This is a genomic window from Armatimonadota bacterium (assembly GCA_035527535.1).
Classification (GTDB): Bacteria; Armatimonadota; Hebobacteria.
Window position 1 is genome coordinate 1 of record DATLAK010000188.1, and the last position, 21680, is coordinate 21680.

Here is a 21680-nt window from a genome sequence, read left to right on the forward strand (position 1 = left end):
TGCAGCGGCGGGTCAATCAGGCGGATGACCACCGGCAGGCCGTCCATGGCCTCGAGGATGCCCTCGAAGTCCGCGCGCTGGAACGGCAGCAGTTGATCGAGCTGCTTGCGCCGCGCCGGCGAGGTCTCGGCCAGGATCATCTTCTGCACGATGGGCAGGCGCGCTTGCTCCATGAACATGTGCTCGGTGCGGCACAGGCCGATGCCCTGGGCACCGAAGCCGCGCGCGCGCAGGGCGTCGCGGGGATAGTCGGCATTGGCCCACACCTCCAGGCGCCGCTCCCGGTCCGCCCATCCCAGCAGCGACCTGAGCTCCTCGTTCTCCTCCAGGTTGGGGGCGATGGTCGCCACCGCGCCGGCGAAGACCTCGCCGGTGGCGCCGTCAATGGACAGCTCGTCGCCCTCGCGGATGACCTTGCCGTCGGCGGAGAACAGCCGCTTGGCTTCATCCACGCGGATGCCCTCGCACCCCGCCACGCAGGGCAGGCCGAGGCCGCGGGCGACGACGGCGGCATGGCTGGTGGCGCCGCCGCGGGCGGTGAGGATGCCCTTGGCGGCCAACATGCCGTGGACATCGTCGGGGGTGGTCTCCGGGCGCACCAGGATAACCGCCTTGCCGTTGCCGCCCATTTCCTCGGCGCGATCGGCGTCGAAGACCGCGATGCCGGTGGCGGCGCCGGGGGAGGCGTTGAGCCCCTTGGCGAGCAGGCTCCCCGACTTGCGGGCGGTCTCGATGGCGGCGTGGTCGAACCGCGGCAGCAGCAGTTGATTGATCTGCGCCGGCTCCACCCGCAGCAGCGCCTCGCGGCGGCGGATGAGGCGCTCGCCGGCCATGTCCACCGCGATCTTGACCGCGGCGGCGGCGGTGCGCTTGCCCACCCGGCACTGCAGGATGTAAAGCTTGCCGCGCTCGATGGTGAACTCGATGTCCATCGCGTCGCGGTAGTGGCGCTCGATGCGTTGGGCGATGCTTAGGAACTGCTTGTAGATCCTCGGATTCTGCTTGCCCAGCTCGGCAATGGCGATGGGCGTGCGCACGCCCGCCACCACGTCCTCGCCCTGGGCGTTCATCAGGTACTCGCCGTAGATCACCTTCTCGCCGGTGGCCACATCGCGGGTGAAGGCGACGCCGGTGCCCGAGTCCTCGCCCATGTTGCCGAAGACCATGGTTTGCACGTTGACCGCGGTGCCCAGGTCGTGGGGGATCTTGTGGAAGTTGCGATAATCGCGGGCGCGCTTGTTGTTCCAGGAGTCGAACACCGCGCGCACCGCCATCTGCAACTGCTGCGGGGGGTCGGTGGGGAAATCATAGCCCAGCCGGCGGCGGAAGAAACGGCGGTACTGGCGCGCCAGCTCCGCGAGCGCGTCCGCATCCACCTCGGTGTCCAGGGCGACCCCCAGCTGCTCCTTCTTCTTCTCCAGCATGCGCTCGAAATGCTTGCGGTCGAGCCCGACCACGATGTCGGAGAACATCATGATGAAGCGCCGGTAGACGTCGTAGGCGAAACGCGGGTTGCCGGTGAGGCGGATCAGGCCCTGCAGCGTGTCGGGGGTGAGGCCCAGGTTGAGGACGGTGTCCATCATCCCCGGCATCGAGAACTTGGCGCCCGAGCGCACGCTCACCAGCAGCGGGTTGGCGGGGTCGCCGAAGCGCTTGCCGGTTTGCTTCTCCACCTGCTTGAGGGCGGCCGCTACCTGCTCCATCATCGCGGCGGGGAGCTTGCCGGTCGCGCTGTAGGCGTTGCACGCCGCGGTGGTGATGATAAACCCGGGCGGCACCGGCAGCCCCAGGTTGGTCATCTCCGCCAGGTTCGCGCCCTTGCCCCCCAGCAGGTCCTTCTGATCCTTATCGCCCTGCTCAAACAGATACACCCACTTCTGGTTCGACTTCTTCGCCTTACCGGCCATGGATTCGATCCTCCTCCACCTGCGATTATTGCGACCCCGCGGAAGGCGCCTCCTTCGCGCGCTCCCAGAGGGCATCCATCTGCTCCAGATTCATCCCCGCCAGGGCCTGGCCCTGTGCGGCGGCCATCTTCTCCATCGTCGCGAAGCGCCCGGCGAAGCGATCCACCGCCACGCGCAGCGCCTGCTCCGCGTTGACGCCGGCGAAGCGCGCGACATTCACCGCCGCGAACAGAACATCGCCCAGCTCCTCCTCCAGTCGTCGCGCGCCGGGGCGTTCCCGCGCCAGCGCCGATTTCAGCTCCTCGATCTCCTCCGCGAGCTTGACCAGCGGCCCGGCGATATCGGCCCAATCGAAACCGGCATGCGCCGCGCGCCGCTGCACCTTGTGCGCGCGATCGAGCGCGGGCAAACCGGGCGCCACCCCGGCCAGCAGGTCGCCCCGCGCCGGCTCCCCGTTCTCGCTGCGTTCGTCGTGCTTGAGCTCATCCCAGCGCCGCAGCACCGCCTCGGCATCCGTCGCCACCGCGTCGCCGAAGACGTGGGGATGGCGGCGCACCAGCTTGTCCCGCAGCCGCACGACGACGTCGTCGAAGTTGAAATCCCCGCGCTCCGCGGCCAGCTGCGCGTGAAACAGCACCTGCAGCAGAATATCCCCCAGCTCCGTCGCCAGCTCTCGCCAGTCCTCGCGGTCAATCGCCGCCAGCGCCTCGTGCGCCTCCTCCAGCAGGCAGCACCGCAGGGCGCGATGATCCTGCTCGCGATCCCAGGGGCAGCCGTCCGGCCCCCGCAACCGCGCCATGATCGCGCGCAGGCCCGTCACCGTCGGGCGCTGCTCGGGGGGCGGGGCCGGCACGAACACGCTGACCGGGGGCTGCATCTCGCCCGCCTGGTCGAGGGTCGCGACGGTCAGCGGGCGCACCTGCTGGCCGCGCGCCCCTGGGCGGCTGACAGCGGTCACCACATAGCCCGGCGGGTAGTGCGCGGCGACGACTTCCTTCAACGCGGCGGCGGAGCCGCGGTTGCCGATGCCAATGACGAGGGCGTCACCGTCAGGGCTGGGCGCGACCTCGCCCTGGTGCGCGTCGAACACCATGACGCCAGTGAGTTTCCCACCCGCTGCGGCGACGGCCGCCTCGATGGAGTCGGGCTTCGGCAAACGATGCCTCCACGGCCGTGCCCCGCCGGCACCGCGGCGGAGGCGGGCCCCAATAACGGCGCGAGCACCCGCCGCCAGTGCAGGCGCCCGCGCTCCCGATCGCGACCTGGCGCGACCGCTATCCGCGACACCGCGCCCTACTTGGTCGCGCGCTTCTCGGGGGCGGTCTGTGGCTTCGCCGGAGCGGTCTCCGCTGTCGCCCGCGTCGCGGCCGGCTTCTCGGCGGGAGCACCTATCTTGGGCGGCTTCTGCTGCTTGAGTTGGGCATACTGCTCCGCCAAGCTTTGGTACCTCTGCGACAGGATGGTGACGCTCGCTTCGGCGCGCAGATCGCTCAGGAAGTCACCGATCTCCTGCTCGCGCGTACGCGTGAGCGCGCGTATCACGCGCGACTCCGCCTCGCTGAAGCCGACCTTCCTGCCCGCCGTGCGTTTCCCCACCTCGACCAGTTGGTAGGCGTCCTGCGCAAAGGCCGCTGGGAGCGGTTCGCTGACCTGCTTCAGCGGGATGCTGAATAGGGTCTGGTCGAGGTCCGGATCGCCGTACCCCTGCGGGATCGGCCCGATCTCCCCGCCGGGCTGCTGGGTGACCGGATCCTTGGACAGCGTCTTGACCGCCTGCGCGAACGTCAGCTTGCCGCTGACGATCTGCCCGCGCACCTTCTCCGCCTCCGCCTTGCTCCCGAGAACGACGCGGCGATAGGTCACGGCCGCAGGCTCATCAAAGCGAGTCCGATTCTGCTCCCAGTAGCGCTTCATCTCCGACTCGGGAATGATGAGCTTGACAATCAGCATATTGTCGCGCACATCCCGCCTGACGTCTTCTTCGGTCTGCCCGGCGGCGCGCAGGTACTGGGGCCAGCGGTCCCCGCTCTCCCGCTTGAGATCCTGCACGAACTGGTTGACCTCCGCCTCCGTGACCTCGATCTTTTTCTGCTTGGCTTTCTGCTCGACCAACTTCTCCAGGATCAGGCGATCGAGCACTTGCCGCCCTTGGGCCACCTGCAGGCGGTCAAAGAACTCCCGCTCGGTGATGACGTCGCCATTCACCTTAGCGATGGCGCGTCGGGCGCAACCGGTCGTGACCGCCGCCAGCATGACTGCGATCGCAACCATGATCAATCGGGACAACCGCCTCATGAGTGGGGCTCCTTTCGCCTGGGCAGCGCTTCTGTGGGGCCGCGACAGTAAAACCGGCGGCCGCGCACGGCCGCCTGCCACGGAGATTCTACAAGACGCTCGGACCCCGCGTCAAGCACGCCCAGGGCTGGGAGGCACGGGTGGGGCGGTTGCCAGGGCAGGCAGCGCGGGGTAGAATCTGCTCGCTGGGCGCACGCAGCACAGGCGCCGGCGAGGCCCCGAAACATTCGCCGTCGCGCGGACGTCTACCTTGATGAACCACGCGGACAATGGATAGGCCCGCAGACATCGCCGATCTGGAGACCGTGCGGCGCTGCCTGGCGGGGCAGAGGGAAGCCTTCGCCGAGATCGTGGCGCGGCATCAGCGCGTGGTCTATGGCGTGGCGCTGCGCATGTTGGGCGATCGCGACCAGGCCGACGACGCGGCACAGGAGACGTTCGTGCGAGCCTACTCGCGGCTCTCGAGCTTCAGGGGCGACAGCAGCTTGCGTGCGTGGCTGATTCAGATCGCTACCCGCATGTGCATTGACCTGCTGCGCGCCCGCCGCCGCCGGCCCGAGGTCGCGCTCGACGACGCCGACGCCCCGGCCTCGCCTGCCGGGGATGACGGCGTGACTACGCGCCACAGTCTGGCGCGGGCCATCGCCGACCTGCCTCCTCACTACAAGGCAGCCATCATCTTGCGCCATTTGCAGCACATGTCATATGCCGACATGGCCCGCACGCTGGGCATTCCCCTGCCGACGGTCAAGACCCACCTGCGCCGTGCGCGGCAGACGCTGCGCGCGCGGATGGAGGACGAAGCGGCGCCCGCCGAGGAGATTTCGCCGTGAATGCCCTACGCCGCCAGCTCGAGTGCCGCGCCGTCCGCAGCGCGATCGAGGCCTGCCTCGACGGTGAAGCATCTCCTCACGCCGGGCGCGTCGCGGCGCACCTCGAACGCTGTCCGGGCTGCCGCGCGTGGGCCGCGGCGCTGGCGGCACAGGCGCGCGCGATCGCAGCTTTGCCGGCGGAAGCGGAGCCCCCGGTGGGCTTCGTCGGACGCGTAATGGAGCGCATCGAGGCGGTCAGCGCGCCTGCCGGGCGGCGCGCGTGGCGGCCGTCGCTGGTAGCGGTTTCGGGTGCGGCAGCGGGGGTGCTGGCCGCGGTCGCGCTGTGGGTCTCCTTCGTGCGCCCGCCGGCGCCGGTGACACCGGCCGCGCCTGTGCCCGTGCAGACTTCGCCCCGGATTGCTCAGGCGCTCAAGCCACAGGTGGAGTCCGCAACCCGGCAGCCACGGATTGCAGCGGCCGCGACCGTGCCGGAACCGGCCGCGAAGATCGCACCGCCGGCGCGACGGGTCCGGCCGAAGCGCCGTTTGACCGCGCCGCCCTTACCCGGTGCGACCGCAACCGCCGCATCTTCGCCGGCGCCCCAATACCGCGAGACGGGTCGCTCGTACGAGAGTGAGGGCGACCTCGAGCAGGCGTTGGCGGCCTATGCCGCGGCGCGCGACGAGGGCGGGTCGCAGATGGCGCGCCTGGATGTGGCGCGCGTGTACGAGAAATCGGGGTACACGGCGCAGGCGTTGGACGAGCTGGTGCAGGTGGCCTTCAGCGAGGTAGACGAAAAGCGCTGGGAGACGCTCACCGTGCAGTAACCACCAGGGAGCGGCCGGCGGCCGCAAGCATCCACCAATACACGAAACTTGACGGAACGCTGACCGGCATGACGAAGGAGGGCGCGAAGATGCGAGCATTTCACGGGTACAAGGTCTTCTCAGTGGCGGCGCTGCTGGTGGTGATCACCGCCGCGCCGGGCCTGGCTGAGTCGCGTGCGCCGCGAGCAGATGCACCAATGCGGCCCGGTGCCGCGATGGGGCCGGCGCAGGAGCGCATGCCCATGCCGATGCTGATGGGCCAGCGCGATCCCGAGCTAACGGCGATGGTGCGCGACATTGTCATCCTGCGCGCCGTCAATCTCCTGGCCATGACCCGCGAGCAGATCGAGAAGTTGATACCGCTGCTGGAGCAAGCGGTGGCGGCAGACCGGCGGCTGCGGGCGCAGGCACTGGACCAGTTGCGGCAGGAGCGCCAGCGCCTGCTGGCGGGCACCGCCACGGCGGAGCAAAGCCGCGACACCTACGCCGCGATGTCCGCAGTGCGTCGGCAGTACGCGGACGAAGTTGAACGCCTCATGTCGCAGGCGGCCGGCTTCCTCGGCGCGCAACAAATCGAGATGGTCAAGCGCATCACCATGGGGAGCATGCAGCGGGGGCCCGGCGGCCAGGGAGCGGCCGGCAGGCGGGAGCCCCAGCGCCGCCCCGGCGCCGCGGACGAGGAGCAGGAACTGCGAGGCATCGGGCCCTCGGCTGAGGCCATCGAGCACCTGGTAGGTCTGCTCAAGGAGAAGGTGCTGGCGATGGCGACGGCGCCGTAGCGCGAGTCATTCATGCTCCCGGTGACGCGGGTCCCTAAGCCCCGACACGGTCGGAGCCGGGATGGCGGCCCTGCGGGCCTAGCCATTTCCAACCTGCGAAGTCGCCCCGAGCGGCTAGGTCGCGCACGCGGCGCCAATCCCAGGAAGAACGGTCATACCCCAGCAACGGGGGCTCCAGCGCACTCCCTTTCAGGCGCGGCAGCCGGTAGCTGCCGCGCCTTGCTCGTGCTGACCGAGTGAGATCGGGACGAGCTTTGTATGATCTGCCGTACATGACCATGGGGGGAATCGCGAAGGGCGCGCAGCATATGTTAGCGCGGCGCGACAGCCTCCGCGCGTCCGGCCGACCCCCCCGACCCGGCGCTGGCGCGCGGCAGCAAATGCAGCGCACGGAGAACCGCCACATGACGGGTCGCACCGACGGGAAGAAGAAAGGGCTGACGCCGATTGACATCAGCGACCTCCTGGCAGGCCTGCAGCTGGGCATCGGCCAGGCCGCCGCGCTGTGCGGAGTCAGCGTTCGCCAGCTCTCCTACTGGACCGACAAGGGCATCGTCCAGCCGGTGGACGAGGAGCGCAGCCGCACCTACGACTACTCGGCGGTGGAGAAGGTGTGTCTCATCAAGCAGGGCCTTGACCAGGGCTACAGCCTGGAGGGGGCGGTGCAAGAGGCGGATGCCTTCCTCAAGCGCCGCGAGGACGAGCGCCGCCGCGTCGAGCAGCTGCCCGACTCGGAGCTCGAGCAGCTCATTCTGCAGCAGGCGAACCACTTGCAGCAATTGGCGGAGCGCATCCGCCGGGAAATCCGCACCTATCGCGTCAGCGGTGATCTGGGCCAGGTAGCCGCCTCCCTCACCGGGGTCGAGCGACTGATTGGGTTCTTTGAGGCCAACCCCTACACCGTCAACACCGCGCGCCAGATCGCGCTGCGCCTGGGACGCGAGACGACCGAGGTGGAGGAAGAGCTCGACCTGCTGGAGCAGAAGAAGTTCATCCAGAAGATCAGCTACCCCGGCTCGGATGTCTATCGCTACATCCCTCAGCGTCGGCACTAGGCGGGAGCGCCGCGGGGCGGAGTTGACGACTCACCCCCAGACCGGAAAAAGGTGACATTGATGGCACGGATTCTGACCGGCGTGGGCGGCCTGGACGATATCACGCGGGGCGGATTGGTGGAGGGCGATTCGGTGGTAGTGGCGGGCGCGCCGGGCACCGGCAAGACCAGCCTCGGCATGCAATTCATCTACAGCGGCATCACCCAGTACGACGAGCCGGGGTTCTTCATCACCTTCGAGGAGTTCCCGCAGCAGATCTATCGCGATGCCATGAGCTTTGGCTGGGACTTCCGCCGCCTGGAGGAGAAGGATCAGCTCAAGGTGCTGTTCACTTCACCCGAGCTCATGCAGCAGGACATCCAGCGCCAGGAGGGGCTGCTGGCGCAGATGATCCGCGAGATCGGCGCGCGGCGCGTGGTGGTGGACAGCATCACCCACTTCCGCCGCCTGACTGACGACCCCGGCGAGCTGCGCGAGATGATCTACGGCATCATCAACGCCCTCAAGCGCGAGGGGCTGACCGCCATGCTCATCCGCGAGCTAGTGGAAAACGAGCCCCCGGGCTCCGGCGCCGAGGAATACACCGCCGACTCGGTGATCCACCTGACGCGCGAGAGTGTGGACGGCCAGCGCATGCGCTTCCTGGAGGTCATCAAGAGCCGCGGCGCTCACCACCTGTCGGGGCGCAGCTTGTTCTTCATCCACGAAGACGGCGTGCGCGTGGTGCCGCCCCATCGCAGCCCCTTCTTCCACTTCGAGCAGGCCGCCTCCACCGGCCACCCCGCGCTTGACGACCTGCTGGGCGGAGGCGTGCCCGACGGCGCGTTCTACCTGTTCGAGACCAGCGCCGACATCCACCAGGCGGTGTTCGAGGCCAACTTCCTACGCGAGTCGCTGGGGGCGGGGGACTGCTTCACCATCATCGAGGCCGAGGCGGTGGTGCCCGGCCCGCTGGTGGATACGGCCGCGCGCTTCGGCCTGACCCAGGAGCTGGACGCGTTGCGCGCGGCGGGCCAGCTGGCACTGGTGTCGCCGCAGGCGGACCTGCCCACGGCGCTCAGGGATCTCCAGGCGGCGGCCGGGCGCAAGCTGCGGGTGTTCCTCGATCTCACCCGCATCCTGGCGGGAATGGCCTCCGACGAGTTCCTGCGCAACCTCAGCAACGTTCTCAGCGAATCCCTGCGTGAGCGCAGCGCGGTCGCTATGGCCACCCTCAACCCGGAGGTCACCGACCGCCAGTCGGTCGAGCGCATCCGCTCGCTCGCCGACGGCATCGTCCGCGTGTGGCGCGATGGCCCCTACAACTACCTGCAGGTGCTGAGGACCGTAAACTCCGTGCGCACGCCGGTGGTCGCCTTCATCGAGATCGCCGAGCCGCCCTTCATCGAGCTGCTGGAGTACTGAGCCGCTCCGGCGCCGAGCCCGATGGCGGGCGGGCATCTGCGCCCGGCCCCGGCTTGACGGGCGGCAGCGGCGGTCCCGCCCCACGTGTGACAGGCCATGGCCAAGACCTGGAAGCTCCAGACCATCGCCCAAGCATGGCAGGCCCTCGAAGCCCACCTGCCGTTCGCCTCCCAGCCAGTGGAGCAGGTGGCGCTCGACCACGCCTGGGGCCGTATCACCGCCGCGCCGGTGGTGAGCCCCGAATGCCTGCCGGCGTTCGCGCGCTCCCTGGTGGACGGTTACGCGGTGCGCGCCGCCGATACCCACGGGGCGACCGAGGGCGCGTGCGCCTACCTCAACGTCACCGGCGAAGTGCGCATGGGCGCCGCGCCTTCCCGCCCCCTGGCCCCCGGGGAGGCGATGTGGATACCCACCGGCGGCATGATGCCCGAAGGCGCCGACGCGGTAGTCATGGTCGAGCACTCCCGCAAGTGGGATGCAGCCGAGGTCGAGGTGCGTCGCGCCGCCGCCGCCGGAGAGAACGTCGTCGCCCGCGGAGATGACATTGGCGCGGGCGACGAGCTGCTGCCCGCCGGGCACGCCCTGCGCGCGCAGGACCTCGGCGCGCTGGCGGCGCTGGGGATGACGTCGGTGCCCGTGCGCCGGCGCCCGGTCGCCGCCATTCTCTCCACCGGGAACGAGATCGTGCCCGCCGATGCCAGTCCTGCCGCCGGGCAGGTGCGCGACCTCAACGCGTGGAGCCTGGCGGCGGCGGTGCGCCGGGCCGGGGGAGAGCCGCTGCGGTTGGGGATCGTGCGCGATTCGCCCGCCGACCTGCGAGGTGCGCTGGATGATGCGCTCGACCGCGGCGACCTGGTGTGCGTGTCGGGCGGCAGCTCGGTCGGCGCCGAGGACCTGGTGCCCCAGGCGATAGCCTCCCTGGGCGCTCCGGGAATCCTGGCCCACGGTCTCAACCTGCGTCCCGGCAAGCCGACCATCATCGCCGTCGCGCGGGGCAAGGCCGTGTTCGGCCTCCCCGGCCACCCCGTGTCCAGCCTGATCGTGTTCGGGCTGGTGGTGGAGCCGGCGATACGCCGCCTGTTGGGCCGCGCCCCGGCCCCGCGCCGCGGAGTGCGGGCCGTGCTCGAACGCGACCTCGGCTCCAGCGTGGGGCGGTCGGATTTCGTGCGGGTGCGCCTCGAGCGCCGGGGAGAGGCGCTCCACGCGGTGCCCGTGCTCGGACGGTCGGCGCTGATAACCACGCTCGTGCGCGCCGACGGCGTGCTGCACATTCCGCCCGAGGTCGAGGTGCTGCGCGCGGGCGACGAGGTCGAGATCATGCCGTTCGCGGAGGAGGCCTGAGGTGGCGCGCGAGCCGGCACCTGCCGTTGTCTCCCTGGCGCGCGCCCACGAATTGTGGCGCCGGGCGCTCGATGAGGCCGAAGTCGGCCCCGTAGCGGCGGAGATGGTGGACGTCATCCACGCCCGCGGGCGCGTCACCGCGGCGGCGATTGCCGCCGCCCGCTCGTGGCCCCATTACCACGCCGCCGCCATGGATGGCATCGCCGTGACCGCCGCCGATACGGTCGGCGCAAGCGAGTCCGCGCCTCGGCGGCTGGGCGTTCCGCGCGACGCGGAGTTCATCAACACCGGCGACGCTCTGCCCGCGGGGCGCGACGCGGTCGTCAAGATCGAGGAGGTCGCCGTTTGCGGCAGCGAGGTCGAGATCACCTCCGCCGCCGCCCCCTGGAGCAATACCCGCCCTGCGGGCGAGGACCTGGTGGTGAGCGAGACGGTGCTGCCGCCGGGCCATGTCATCCGTCCGGTGGACGTGGCGGCGCTTATCGCCGGCGGGGTGACGCAGGTTGCGGTGCGACGCAGGCCGCGGGTGGCGGTCATCCCGACGGGCAGCGAGGTCGTGGAACCGGGGGCCCCGCTCGCCCCCGGGCAGATCGTGGACTTCGATTCGCACCTGCTAGCGGGGCTGCTGGCGGCGCGCGGCTGCGAAGCGGTGCGCTGGAACATCATCCCCGACGACCGCGAGGCGCTGGGCGCGGCCATCGCGGAGGCGGCGCGCGGCTGCGATGCGGTGGCGATGATCGCCGGCGCCTCCGCCGGCACGCGCGACTACACCGCCCGCGCGCTCGCCGACCTCGGTCGGGTGGTGGTGCACGGGGTGGCGATGCGGCCGGGCAAGCCGGTGATCCTGGGCCTGGTGGGGTCAGCGCCGTTCATCGGCGTGCCGGGCTATCCGGTGTCGGCGGTGATCTGCTTCGAGCAGTTCGTCGAGCCGCTGGTCACGCGCTGGTTGGGGGTGGCGGCGCCGGTGCAGCAAGTGCGCAATGCCGTCATCTCGCGCGACCTCCCATCGATCGCAGGCAGCGAGGAGTTCGTGCGCGTGCGGCTGGGCGAGGTCGGCGGGCGGCTGGTGGCGGTGCCGTTGGCGCGAGGCGCAGGGCTCATCACCTCGCTCGTGCGCGCGGACGGCGTAGTGCGCATACCGGCGCTGAGCGAGGGTCTGAGCGAGGGCGAGGAGGCCGCGTGCGCCCTGCGCGTGCCGGAGGAAGCGCTGTCTGCGACCATTCTGGTTACCGGCAGCCACGACCTGAGCATCGAGGCGCTGGACGCCGGGCTGCGGCGCGCGCGCCCGGGCATGAGGCTCGCCTCCACCCATGTCGGCAGCCAGGCGGGGCTGGGGGCGCTGCGGGGCGGCTACTGCCACGCCGCGGGCACGCACCTGTTGGACCCCGACACCGGGGACTACAACGTCGCCCACGTGCGGCGTCTGTGGGAGCCGGGGCAGGTGAGCCTCGTCACCGTCGCCCTTCGCCAGCAGGGCCTGGTGGTCGCGCCCGGCAACCCCCTGGGTTTGCAGCGATGGCAGGACCTGGCGCGGCCCGGGCTGCGCTTTATCAATCGCCAACGCGGCGCGGGGACGCGGGTGCTGCTGGACTACGAGCTGCGCCGGGCAGGCGTGGCGGCGAGCGCCATCGAAGGCTACCGGCGTGAGGTCTATACGCACCTGGCGGTCGCCGCCGCCGTGCAGTCGGGCGCCGCCGATGTCGGCGTCGGCATTGCGGCGGCCGCGCACGCGCTGGGCCTGGGGTTCGTCCCCCTGGCGCGGGAGCGCTACGAGCTTGCGGTGGTGACCGCGGAGCTGGCGCGCGAGCCGCTCCTGGCCCTGGTGACCGCTCTGAACGAGGAAGAGTTCAGGCGGACGCTGCAATCGCTGGGCGGCTACGATGTGAGCGCGACCGGGGCCATCCGCGCTGCCTGAAGCGCGCGCTCGCGGTCGCGGGATGCTGCAGGGGGCGGTCCGCCCCTATGACCTGGAGGGTGGTGACTATGATTGTGGGCTTGTCGTTGTGGCGGCTGCTGGCGCTGATCGTGGTGGGCGCGGTGGCGGGAGGGTCGAGCGGGCTGCTCGGCATCGGCGGAGGCGTGATCATGGTGCCGGCGCTGGTGGTGCTGTTCAGCCTGACCCAGCACGCGGCGCAGGGCACCGCGCTGGCGGTGATGATTCCGACCGCCATGGTCGGGGCCTACAGCTACGCGGGTGAGGGCAAGGTCAACCTGCCGGTGGCGGCGGCGCTGACGGTAGGGGCGGTGGTCGCGGCGCGCTGCGGGGCGGGGCTGGCGTCGGTACTGCCCCGGGAGGCGCTGCGGACGCTGTTCGCGCTGCTGATGGTGATCGCGGCGGTGCGCATGATGCCGCGCGGGACCACCGGCGAGATGGGAGTGCTGGCCGGGGTGCTGGCGGTGGCCGTGGTGGTGCGGATGTTCCTGCTGCGCTGAGCGCAACCACGGGATGGCAAACCACGAAGACACGAAGGACAACGGCGAGTTATAGCACCTTCCGGAAGTAAACGGCGGATTCCTCATAGCCCAGCGCCGCGTAGAAAGGCGCGGCTCGCCGAGTAGCCAGGCCCACGAGCTTGGAGCCGCGCGACCGCGCCCATTCCTCGAACGCCGTCATTAGAGCGCGTCCGACCCCCTTCCTACGTTGATCGGGCGTCACCGCTATCTCCTCGACCGCTGAGACGCGACCATTGGCGTAGAAAGCATCATGGTCGAAGCCCAAGCAATAGCCGACCACGCATCCGGAACATTCAGCCACCGACAGCCAGGCACAGTCATCCTGGAGAAGCCGCTCCAATACTTCTTGAAAGACATCACGCCCCGGCCTAAACGATCTCGCAAACCTCTCGACCAGAACGAAGAGGGCATCGGCGTCGCCGACAGCTGCTCTTCGCACCATAGGCGCAACCGATTTCATTGAACGCCTCCGTGCCCGCGCCGGCGCCGGGCGGATGGCCCACGTCGAGCATCTTCCCGCGCGTGAGGCGCGTTTGATACCTCTCCCCCTTCCAGGGGGAGACCGGTCCGCCGCAGCGTCAGCCGAGGCGGACCGAGAGAGGGTGCGAGGGCACGGCCTTCCACCTTCACCGGTCCCGACAAGACGGGATGCGCGTTCGGGCACATAGGTAACACATTGGCTGTGGATATTCCTGCTGCGCGCTTGGCTTCTCGCGCGGCTGACGGGGCGATGAGCCGATGGTCATGGCTGTCCAGCATTCCCAACTCCAGCGGGCCGAACCACAGGCGGAAGTGCGGCTCGACGGGGAACTCGCATAGGTTAAGAACCGGTGCCACCCTCCTCCCCCGCCAGCTTCAGCAGCTTCGCCCACTTGCGGTCCACGGAGCGCTGAAGGTCCTCCAGCATGCGCTCGTTGCCGGGCTTGAATAGGTGCTTGTAGCGCACCTGCCGCTTGAGGAAATCCACGACCGGCTTCTTCTGCTTCGGCTTGTAGGTGAGCTTGTACTCGCCGTTGACGACCTCGTAGAGCGGCCAGAAGCAGGTGTCGGCGGCCTCGCGCGAGATGGCGATGGTGTCCTGATTGGGGTAGCCCCAGCCCAAGGGGCACGGCGCGAGGATGGTGATAAACGTCGGGCCGTCGGTCTTGAGGGCTTTCTCGACCTTGCGCACCAGGTCCGACCACATCGCCGGCGTCGCCTGTGCCGCGTAGGGTATCTCGTGGGCGACCATGATGGCGGTGAGGTCCTTGCGCGCCTGGCGCTTGCCGGGCACCACCTCGCCCGCGGGGCTGGTAGTGGTATGCGCCCCCATCGGCGTCGCGCTGGAGCGCTGGATGCCGGTGTTCATGTAGGCCTGGTTGTCGTAACAGACATAGAGCATGCGATGGCCGCGCTCCATGGCGCCCGACAGCGACTGGAAGCCGATGTCATAGGTGCCGCCGTCGCCGCCGATGGCGATGAAGCGAAACTCCTGGCTCAGGCGCCCCCGCCGCGTCAGCGCGCGATAGGCGGACTCGACGCCGGACATGGTGGCGGCGGAGTTCTCGAACGCGCTGTGGATGTACGAGCATTTCCACGCGGTGAAGGGGAAGATGGTGGAGACGACCTCCATGCAGCCGGTGGAGATGGCGGCGACCACGGGCAAGTCGGGCGTCTCCATCAGCAGGCGCAGGGTCGTCGCCGCGCCGCAGCCGGCGCAGGCGCGGTGGCCGCCCGTGAAAACCGTGGGCCGCGATATCAACTCCTTGACGCTGGGCATTCATATCCTCCTGGGACGGATTGACTATCCGCAGATTATCCAGATTTCGCAGATCACCAGATTCAACCGCGGAGCCGCGGACAACGCAAAAGAGATGGCTGGGAGGTAGGGGCAAGGCATGCCTTGCCCCTACTCTTCATCTGCGTAACGGCTAGGCGGCTCTGCGGCCGCCGTGGCGGACCCGAAGGGCTTAGCCATCTGCGGATGCTTCTCTCCCCTACTCCCGCACGCCGATGTAGCGGCAGCGCTGGTCCTTATGACCGGCGGCGACGTCGTCCTGGAGTTGATGGAAGACGGCCGCGAGCTCGTCGGTGCGGATATCGCGCCCGCCCAGGCCATAGACGTAACCAGTGACCGTGGGGTGCGGGTTCAGATCGTACAGCGCGGAGCGGATCTCGCCGAACAGAGGCCCGCCCAGGCCGGCCATCGCCTCCGCGCGGTCGAGAACGGCGATACCGCGCAGGTGGGCCAGCGCGTCAATCAGCTCCTCCGCCGGGAACGGGCGGAAGACGCGCAGCTTGAGCAGGCCCACCGGCCGACCGGCGGCGCGCAGCTCATCCACCACCGCGCGCGCGGTGCCGGCCGTCGAGCCGATGGCGATGATGGCGTACTCCGCGTCGTCAAGCTGGTAGGGCTCGATGAAGCCATAGCGTCGCCCGAAGCGGTCGGCGAAGGCAGCGAATACCTCGCGCAGATGCGGCTGGCAGGTACGCATGGCCTCCGCCTGGGCTCGCTTGTGCTCGAAGTAGTAGTCGAACATGTCGATCGCGCCGACAGTGATGGGCTGCTGAGGATTGAGCAAGGTGTAGTGCGGCTCGCGGATACCCACGAACTCGCGCACCTCGTCGTCAGGGTACACCTCGACCCCCATCATGGCGTGGCTGAGGATGAAGCCGTCGAGGCACACCATGGTGGGCGTCAGCACCTCCGGGTGCTCGGCGATGCGCACCGCCTGCAGCAGGCTGTCATAGACCTCCTGCGAGTCCTCGCAGTAGACTTGGATCCACCCGCTGTCCCGCGCGCCCATGCTGTCTGAGTGATCGCAGTGGATGTTGAGCGGCGCCGACAGGGTGCGGTTGACCATGGGCATGACGATGGGCAGGCGCAGCCCCGCCGCGATGTAGAGCATCTCCCACATCAGCGCCAGGCCCTGGCTGGAGGTCGCGGTCATCGCCCGCGCCCCCGCCGCCGCCGCGCCGATGGCGGCGCTCATGGCCGAGTGCTCGCTCTCCACCGCCACCATCTCCGTGTCCACGATGCCGTCGGCGACGAAGCCCGAGTAAAGCTGCACGATCTCCGTCTGCGGCGTGATGGGGTAGGCGGCGACGACATCGGGGTTGATCTGGCGCATCGCCTCCGCCGCCGCCTCGTTGCCGGTCAAGGCTCTCAATGTTTTCTGCATCGCGCTCTCCTACTGATATGAACCGCAGATGTCGCGGATCGGCGCTCATCTGCGTAATGGCTAGGCCGCAGGCCGCCATGGCGGCCCGAAGGGCCTAGCCATCCGCGGTCAGCCCGTGTCGCCCTGGTCCCGCAGGTCCGCTTCCGCGACCATGGTGATCGCATTCGCCTTGGGCGGGCATTCCTTCGCGCAGATGCCGCAGCCCTTGCAGTGGTCGAGGTCTATGCCCACCACCTTGCCATCCGCGACGATGATGGCGGAATCGGGGCAGTAGATCCAACACAGCATGCATTGGCGGCACTTCTCTGCGTCGTACACCGGCCGCAGGGTGCGCCAGTCGCCGGTCTTATAGCTCTGGGCGCTGCCTGGCTCCAGAATCAACCCGCCGATGGGCAATTCCCTCCAGCCGGGCTTGCTCTCGCCGTGCTTCTCGGTCATTCGCCCCGCACCTCCTCGTAGCCGCGCCGCATCGCCTCCAGGTTGCCGCCGATGACCTCCGGCTTGGCGCGGAACTTCTTCTCCAAGCGCTTGCGGGAGTCCGCCACCAGCGCCTCCAACTCGATCACCCCCGAGACCTTGGCCAACGCCCCCAGCATGGGCGTGTTGGGGATGTTGCGCTTGATGGTCTGGGTGGCGATCGCCGATGCGTCCACCGTATAGACCCGGCGCCCACGCAGACCGAGCCTGTCGCGCACCTCGGCCGGCGCCAGCGGCGTGTTGACCAGCAGCGTGCCCTCCGGGCCGAGCCCGTCGGTGACCTCCACCGCCTCCAGCAGCGTGGGGTCAATCACCACCACCACGTCGGGCGCGGCGACATTGCAGTGGAGGGTGATAGCGTGGTCGCTGATGCGGTTGAACGCCTGGATGGGCGCGCCCATGCGCTCGGCGCCATACTCGGGGAAGGCCTGCATGTGCTTCCCGCTCGCGAGCAGAGCCTCGCCCAGCAGCAGCGCCGCCGTCTTGGCGCCCTGGCCGCCGCGGCCATGCCAGCGGATCTCCAACAGGTCCTTGGTCTTCGTGGTCACACTACCTCCCTCCCATCTCGCCGTCAATAATGAAGACACAAAGTCACCGATGGGGCGCGCGACGTGCGCGCTCGGTGCCTTCGTGCCTTGGGGATCAGAGCCCCATTCTCACAACGATTCACATCTCGGTGCGCCCCTGCAGCGCACGGGTGATGGTGAGCTGGTCGGCGTAGTCGAGGTCCCCGCCCACCGGCAGCCCCAGGGCGATGCGCGTGACCTTGACCCCCAGCGGCTTGAGCAGCCCCGCCAGGTAAACGGCGGTGGCCTCGCCCTCCACCACCGGGTTGGTGGCGATGACGACCTCTCGCACCTCCCCCCCCCCCGCGCGCTCCACCAGCTCGCCCACGCGCAACTGCTCGGGGCCGATGTTCTCCAAGGGTGAGATGAGGCCCTGCAGCACGTGGTAGAGACCCGCGTACTCGCCGGTGTTCTCCATCGCCAGCACGTCGCGCGGCTCGGCGACGACGCAGATGAGGCCGCGGTCGCGCCGCTCGTCGGCGCAGACGGCGCAGGGATCGGTGTCGGTGACATTGAAGCACCGCGAGCAGTTCCGCATCTGCTGTTTGACCTCGATCACGGCGTCGGCGAACGCGCGCGCCTCCGGCTCCGGGCGTTCCAGGAGGTGGAAGGCCAGGCGCTGCGCCGACTTGGGGCCGATGCCGGGCAGGCGCTCCAGTTCCTCGATCAACCGCGCCAGCGGCCGCGGGTAATACCTCATTTCGCTCGTTCCTCTGTGCGGCGCTGTGCCGCCCGACCGTAGTAAGGGCACGGCGTGCCGTGCCCCTACGGGACCTCACTGGCGATCGCCACCGACGGGCACGGACCACTCGCGCGCCCGCGCGACGAGAACCGCTACGCTACCCGAACAACCCCGGAATCTGCAGCCCCCCGGTGAGCTCGGCGGTCTTCTGCTGCTGCAACTCGCGCGCCTTGCTAAGCGCCTCGCGCACGGCGGCGAGCACCAGGTCTTGCAGCATTTCCACGTCGTCGGGGTCCACCGCCTCCGGCTTGATCTTGACCTCCACCAGGTCGCCCAGGCCCGAGGCCGTCACCTCCACCATCCCCCCGCCGGCGCTCGCCTGCACGCGCTCCGCGCCCAGGGTCTCCTGCATCTGCTGCACCTTGCGCATCTGCTCGGCGATCATTTTTTCCAGTCCCGCTTTGAACGGACTCACGGTGCGCTCCCTTCGCGCCTTCTGGCTATGCTGCGGCGACTCGCCGCGTCGCTCCCGGCCTCAACCCTGTTCGGCTGCGGCGCAAGGATGTCATTCCCGCCGCGTCACACGACCTCGCTGCCGGGGAACATCTGCATCACGTTCTTCACACCCGCATCGTCGTCGGGCGCGGGCTCGTCGGCCTCGCGCAGGCGGCATTCGATGGCGAGCTCGACTCCGGTCTCCGCCGCCACCAGCTCGGCCACCACCTGCTGGCGCTGCGCCGACTTCATCTGGTTCCAGTGGAACTCGTGATTGAACCCCAGCACCAGGCGCTTGCCGTTGAGCTCGATGGGCGCGCTCTCCGCCAGGAACGCGGCCACCGTCGAATGCCGCTGCAGGCGCAGCTTCTCCAGCATCTCCGGCCAGCGCTCCTGCAGCCCTTCGAGCGTCACTTCGCCCACCGCCGCGGTCGGCCCTTCGTCCGCGGCGGCGGGTGGCTGCTTCTTCACCGCCGCGGCCTTGGGCGCGCGGGCCTTAGCGGGTGCCTTAGCGGGCGCCTTGGCCGCCGTGCCCACCTGGGGCGCGGGCGCCTCGGCCCGAGCGGGCGCGGCGACCGGTTCCTCCGGCGACGCCAGGCGCACCACCGCCAGCTCCAGCGTCAGGCGCTGCTGCTCGCTGCGCCGCAGCTCGCGTTCGGCCTCGCTCAGCACCTGCGCGGCGCGCGCGAGGTCGCGCTCCGGCATTCTCTGCGCCTGCGCTTGCACCCGCTCGGCGATGCCCTCCGGCAGCGCCACCAGCTCCTCGCCGCGCCGGCACACGCGCAGCAGCAGCAGATCGCGGAAATGCCCCACCAGGTCGCCCGCAAGCTGGCGCAAGTCGCGCCCATCGTCCACCGCCTTCGCTACCAGATGGAATGCCGCCTCCACATCGCGATCGGCGACCGCGTCGGCGAAATCGGCGAGTAGATCCACCTCCACCGCGCCCACGATCGCCTGGATGTCAGCGGCGCCGATGTCGTTGCCGGCGAACGACCGCGCCTGCTCGAGCAAACTCAGGACGTCGCGCGCCGACCCCGAAGCGGCGCGCACCACCAGGGCGGCCGCGCGCTCGTCGAGGGCGATGCCTTCCTGCCGGGCGACCCCGGTCACGAGCTGCGTCAGGTCGGCGGCGGACAGGCGGCGGAAGTCGTAACGCTGGCAGCGCGAGAGCACCGTCGCCGGCAGCTTGTGGGGCTCGGTGGTGCAGAGGACGAAGATGACGTGGCTCGGGGGCTCCTCCAGCGTCTTGAGGAACGCGTTGAAGGCGCTGGTGCTGAGCATGTGCACCTCGTCCACGATGTAGACCTTGTAGCGGCCGACGGCGGGGGCGGTCTGGATGCGCTCGCGCAGCTCGCGCACGTCATCCACGCTGGTCTTGGAGGCGGCGTCAATCTCGACCACGTCGAGGGCGGAGCCGCGGGCGATGCGGGTGCAGGCGTCGCACCCCCCGCAGGGCTCGGGGGTGGGTCCCTGGTCGCAGTTGAGGGCCTTGGCAAGCAGGCGCGCGGTGGTCGTCTTGCCGGTGCCGCGGGGGCCGGCGAAGAGGTAGGCGTGGGCGATGCGCTCCGCGCGCACCGCGTTGCGCAGGGCGCGGGCGACGTGCGGCTGGCCGACGAGCTGGTCGAAGGTCTGGGGTCGGTATTTTCGGTAGAGCGCCAGGTACGACATCCCCTGCCTCCCGCGGCGCCCCGCCCGCGCGGCGCCGCCACCAAAGGCTAAGGTGTAAGGCGCATTGGGCAGAGCAGGTGAGCAGTAGAGCAGTGGAGCAAGCGAGGCTCACACCCGGCGCTCGCCTGCCGTCTGCTGCTCATCTATTCACATCCACCGATTGCGACCTTACACCTTAGCCGCAAACTGATCGTGCACCTGCCGTCGAACGCGCGCACGGGGCGGAATCGTCGTCGTTAGCTCCGGCCAGGCTGGCTGCGGCGCCCGCGGGTAGTCGTTTACCGCTGCTTCCTTCCGGACCTGACGGGGTTCACGAACCCGCGTCGCGCAGGGCCCAACCTTCATCACCACTTGCGCCGCCCGGCCCCCACACGCCCGGCCTCGGGCAGGAATTCGACCCCGCTATAGCGGATTGCGGGTACAGGGCACCGCTAACTCCCCGTCTAGCACGATCAGCAAACCGGTCTCGAAATGGTTCGCGCCACCTTCCCCCCTCGAAGTTCATCATAGCACATCCGTTGGCCGGCAGCAACCGCATCGGCCCCGGTGGGCCGTGCGGGCAACAATCCCTCTCACAAATCTCCCCCGACGTGGAACAGAGAGATGGCTGTTTGCGTCACATGATGGCAGCCGATCAAGGTACCGCGGTTGGTGGATACGGTCGTGGGCCGGAGCTTCGGGCGAGCTCCGGCCCACCATTTTGGGCGGCGCGGAGCCGGTCGCGCCCGCCGCGGGAAGCCCGCGGGCAAGGCAACTCCGCGCCGCCGTCTGCACCTCCCGCGCCGTGACCGCACAGCCCCCGCGTGCCGCGCACGGCGACGCGCGGTGCGGGCTCCACGGTAGCCTGACGACGGCGCGCCACCCGAGGTCTCGGTGCCAGACGCACTACCCGCGTTCTTCCCAGCCCCCACGGCGGCGCCAAACCCCGAAAATGTCTGAATGATTGCACCCCCGCGCGCGGAATATATGACATGGCGCACTCAATCGCCGCTCCGGCCGGGCACCCGACGGGGCGGCGCGATACTGAAAGGGCACGGGATGCTGACGTTCGATCGCAAGCACTACGAGGGGATCCGGCAGGGCCGTACCACCGTCATCTATCGCACCTGGGACCGGCCGCAGGTGAACGTCGGCCGCCGCTACCGCTGCGGGGAGCTGGGCGACGTGATGGTGGAGGAGATCACCCAGGTGCCGCTGGCCGGGATGACCGAGGCGGATACGCGCGCCGCCGGGGCGGAATCGCTGGCGGACTGGCGCCGCGACTACAAGGCGCGCAATCCGAAGGCGGATTTCGCGACCGACCGCGTTTACCGCGTGCGCTTCCGCTACCTGGGCAACGAAGCCGAGCGCGTGCGCGCGGGCCGGCTGTCGGAGGAGGACCTGCGGCGCCTGGACCGCGAGCTGGCGGGCATTGACGTCAAGACCTACGAGGGCGAGTGGACGCAGTCTTTCATCGCCACCCTCACCCAGAAACGGTGGATGCGGCCGGGCGAGCTGGCGCAGCAGCTCGGCACCGACCAGGACATGGTGCGTCGCAAGATGGGCATCCTCGCGCAGCTTGGCATGGTGCGCGCGGACCCCGGACTAGGCTACTCGCTGAGCAACGGCGGACGCAAACTCTACGCCTACCGCATGCGCGCGTAGGCGCGGCACCGCCCGTGAGCGCCTCTTCACCTCCCGGCCCCGACGAGGGCCTCAGCCGGCGGCGCACAACCAGCTGGTCCCTGCCCGTGCGCCTTGCAGCACCCCGCTGCGCG

20 protein-coding genes and 1 other RNA gene are annotated in these 21680 nt (G+C 69.5%); 9 read left to right on the forward strand and 12 right to left on the reverse strand.

The features are described 5' to 3' along the window. The 3 genes from ppdK to VM221_14010 all read right to left on the reverse strand — a co-directional run. On the reverse strand, positions 1-1907 hold a 1907-nt coding region (ppdK, locus tag VM221_14000; protein HUT75935.1), incomplete at its 3' end, for a pyruvate, phosphate dikinase. A gap of 25 nt (positions 1908-1932) precedes the next feature. Then, complete coding sequence (mazG, locus tag VM221_14005) at positions 1933-3063, reverse strand: nucleoside triphosphate pyrophosphohydrolase (GenBank protein HUT75936.1); 1131 nt, start codon at positions 3061-3063, stop codon at positions 1933-1935. A gap of 137 nt (positions 3064-3200) precedes the next feature. Continuing rightward, a complete protein-coding gene (locus VM221_14010; protein HUT75937.1) occupies positions 3201-4202 on the reverse strand; it encodes a SurA N-terminal domain-containing protein in 1002 nt (333 codons plus the stop codon). Positions 4203-4471: 269 nt separating this feature from the next. On the opposite strand from VM221_14010, the gene VM221_14015 reads away from it, so the two are divergent. The 8 genes from VM221_14015 (at position 4472) to VM221_14050 (ending at position 12853) form a co-directional block, all read left to right on the forward strand. Further along, positions 4472-5035 (forward strand): sigma-70 family RNA polymerase sigma factor, encoded by a 564-nt coding sequence (locus tag VM221_14015; GenBank protein ID HUT75938.1) that lies wholly within the window; start codon positions 4472-4474, stop codon positions 5033-5035. Continuing rightward, positions 5032-5841 carry a zf-HC2 domain-containing protein gene (locus VM221_14020; GenBank protein HUT75939.1) on the forward strand — a complete coding sequence of 270 codons (810 nt, stop codon included), beginning with the start codon at positions 5032-5034 and terminating at the stop codon, positions 5839-5841. Before VM221_14015 ends, VM221_14020 begins: the two co-directional genes overlap by 4 nt. A gap of 89 nt (positions 5842-5930) precedes the next feature. Continuing rightward, complete coding sequence (locus VM221_14025; protein HUT75940.1) at positions 5931-6620, forward strand: hypothetical protein; 690 nt, start codon at positions 5931-5933, stop codon at positions 6618-6620. Between the two features lie 404 nt (positions 6621-7024). Further along, positions 7025-7675, forward strand: coding sequence for a MerR family transcriptional regulator (locus VM221_14030; GenBank protein ID HUT75941.1), 651 nt, complete (start codon positions 7025-7027; stop codon positions 7673-7675). A gap of 60 nt (positions 7676-7735) precedes the next feature. After that, positions 7736-9079, forward strand: coding sequence for an ATPase domain-containing protein (locus VM221_14035; protein HUT75942.1), 1344 nt, complete (start codon positions 7736-7738; stop codon positions 9077-9079). Between the two features lie 96 nt (positions 9080-9175). After that, positions 9176-10420, forward strand: a complete 1245-nt coding sequence (gene glp / locus VM221_14040) for a gephyrin-like molybdotransferase Glp (protein HUT75943.1) — start codon at positions 9176-9178, stop codon at positions 10418-10420. Between the two features lies 1 nt (position 10421). Beyond that, positions 10422-12335, forward strand: a complete 1914-nt coding sequence (locus tag VM221_14045) for a molybdopterin biosynthesis protein (protein HUT75944.1) — start codon at positions 10422-10424, stop codon at positions 12333-12335. A gap of 68 nt (positions 12336-12403) precedes the next feature. After that, a complete protein-coding gene (locus VM221_14050) occupies positions 12404-12853 on the forward strand; it encodes a sulfite exporter TauE/SafE family protein (protein ID HUT75945.1) in 450 nt (149 codons plus the stop codon). A gap of 49 nt (positions 12854-12902) precedes the next feature. Here VM221_14050 and VM221_14055 read toward each other — a convergent pair whose 3' ends face one another. The 9 genes from VM221_14055 to ffs all read right to left on the reverse strand — a co-directional run bounded on the left by VM221_14055 (position 12903) and on the right by ffs (position 20375). Further along, on the reverse strand, positions 12903-13334 hold the full coding sequence (locus VM221_14055; GenBank protein HUT75946.1) for a GNAT family N-acetyltransferase: 432 nt from the start codon (positions 13332-13334) through the stop codon (positions 12903-12905). A 360-nt stretch (positions 13335-13694) separates the two neighbouring features. Next, positions 13695-14633, reverse strand: a complete 939-nt coding sequence (locus tag VM221_14060; protein ID HUT75947.1) for a thiamine pyrophosphate-dependent enzyme — start codon at positions 14631-14633, stop codon at positions 13695-13697. A gap of 217 nt (positions 14634-14850) precedes the next feature. Beyond that, on the reverse strand, positions 14851-16035 hold the full coding sequence (gene porA / locus VM221_14065) for a pyruvate ferredoxin oxidoreductase (GenBank protein ID HUT75948.1): 1185 nt from the start codon (positions 16033-16035) through the stop codon (positions 14851-14853). 108 nt (positions 16036-16143) lie between these two features. Then, entirely contained in the window at positions 16144-16473 is a 330-nt protein-coding gene (locus VM221_14070; GenBank protein HUT75949.1) for a 4Fe-4S binding protein, read from the reverse strand. Further along, positions 16470-17060: a 2-oxoacid:acceptor oxidoreductase family protein gene (locus VM221_14075; GenBank protein ID HUT75950.1), complete on the reverse strand. Its 591-nt coding sequence runs from the start codon at positions 17058-17060 to the stop codon at positions 16470-16472. The genes VM221_14070 and VM221_14075 overlap by 4 nt, the downstream gene beginning before the upstream one ends. Before the next feature lie 118 nt (positions 17061-17178). Further along, the gene (recR, locus tag VM221_14080; protein ID HUT75951.1) at positions 17179-17778 is read right to left on the reverse strand and encodes a recombination mediator RecR; all 600 of its coding nucleotides are present in this window, start codon (positions 17776-17778) and stop codon (positions 17179-17181) included. A gap of 139 nt (positions 17779-17917) precedes the next feature. After that, on the reverse strand, positions 17918-18205 hold the full coding sequence (locus VM221_14085) for a YbaB/EbfC family nucleoid-associated protein (GenBank protein ID HUT75952.1): 288 nt from the start codon (positions 18203-18205) through the stop codon (positions 17918-17920). Between the two features lie 134 nt (positions 18206-18339). Then, positions 18340-19923, reverse strand: coding sequence for a DNA polymerase III subunit gamma/tau (dnaX, locus tag VM221_14090; GenBank protein ID HUT75953.1), 1584 nt, complete (start codon positions 19921-19923; stop codon positions 18340-18342). Positions 19924-20113: 190 nt separating this feature from the next. Continuing rightward, an RNA gene (ffs, locus tag VM221_14095) (signal recognition particle sRNA large type) lies at positions 20114-20375 on the reverse strand. 586 nt (positions 20376-20961) lie between these two features. On the opposite strand from ffs, the gene VM221_14100 reads away from it, so the two are divergent. Continuing rightward, positions 20962-21567 carry a hypothetical protein gene (locus VM221_14100; protein ID HUT75954.1) on the forward strand — a complete coding sequence of 202 codons (606 nt, stop codon included), beginning with the start codon at positions 20962-20964 and terminating at the stop codon, positions 21565-21567. Positions 21568-21680: the final 113 nt, after the last annotated feature.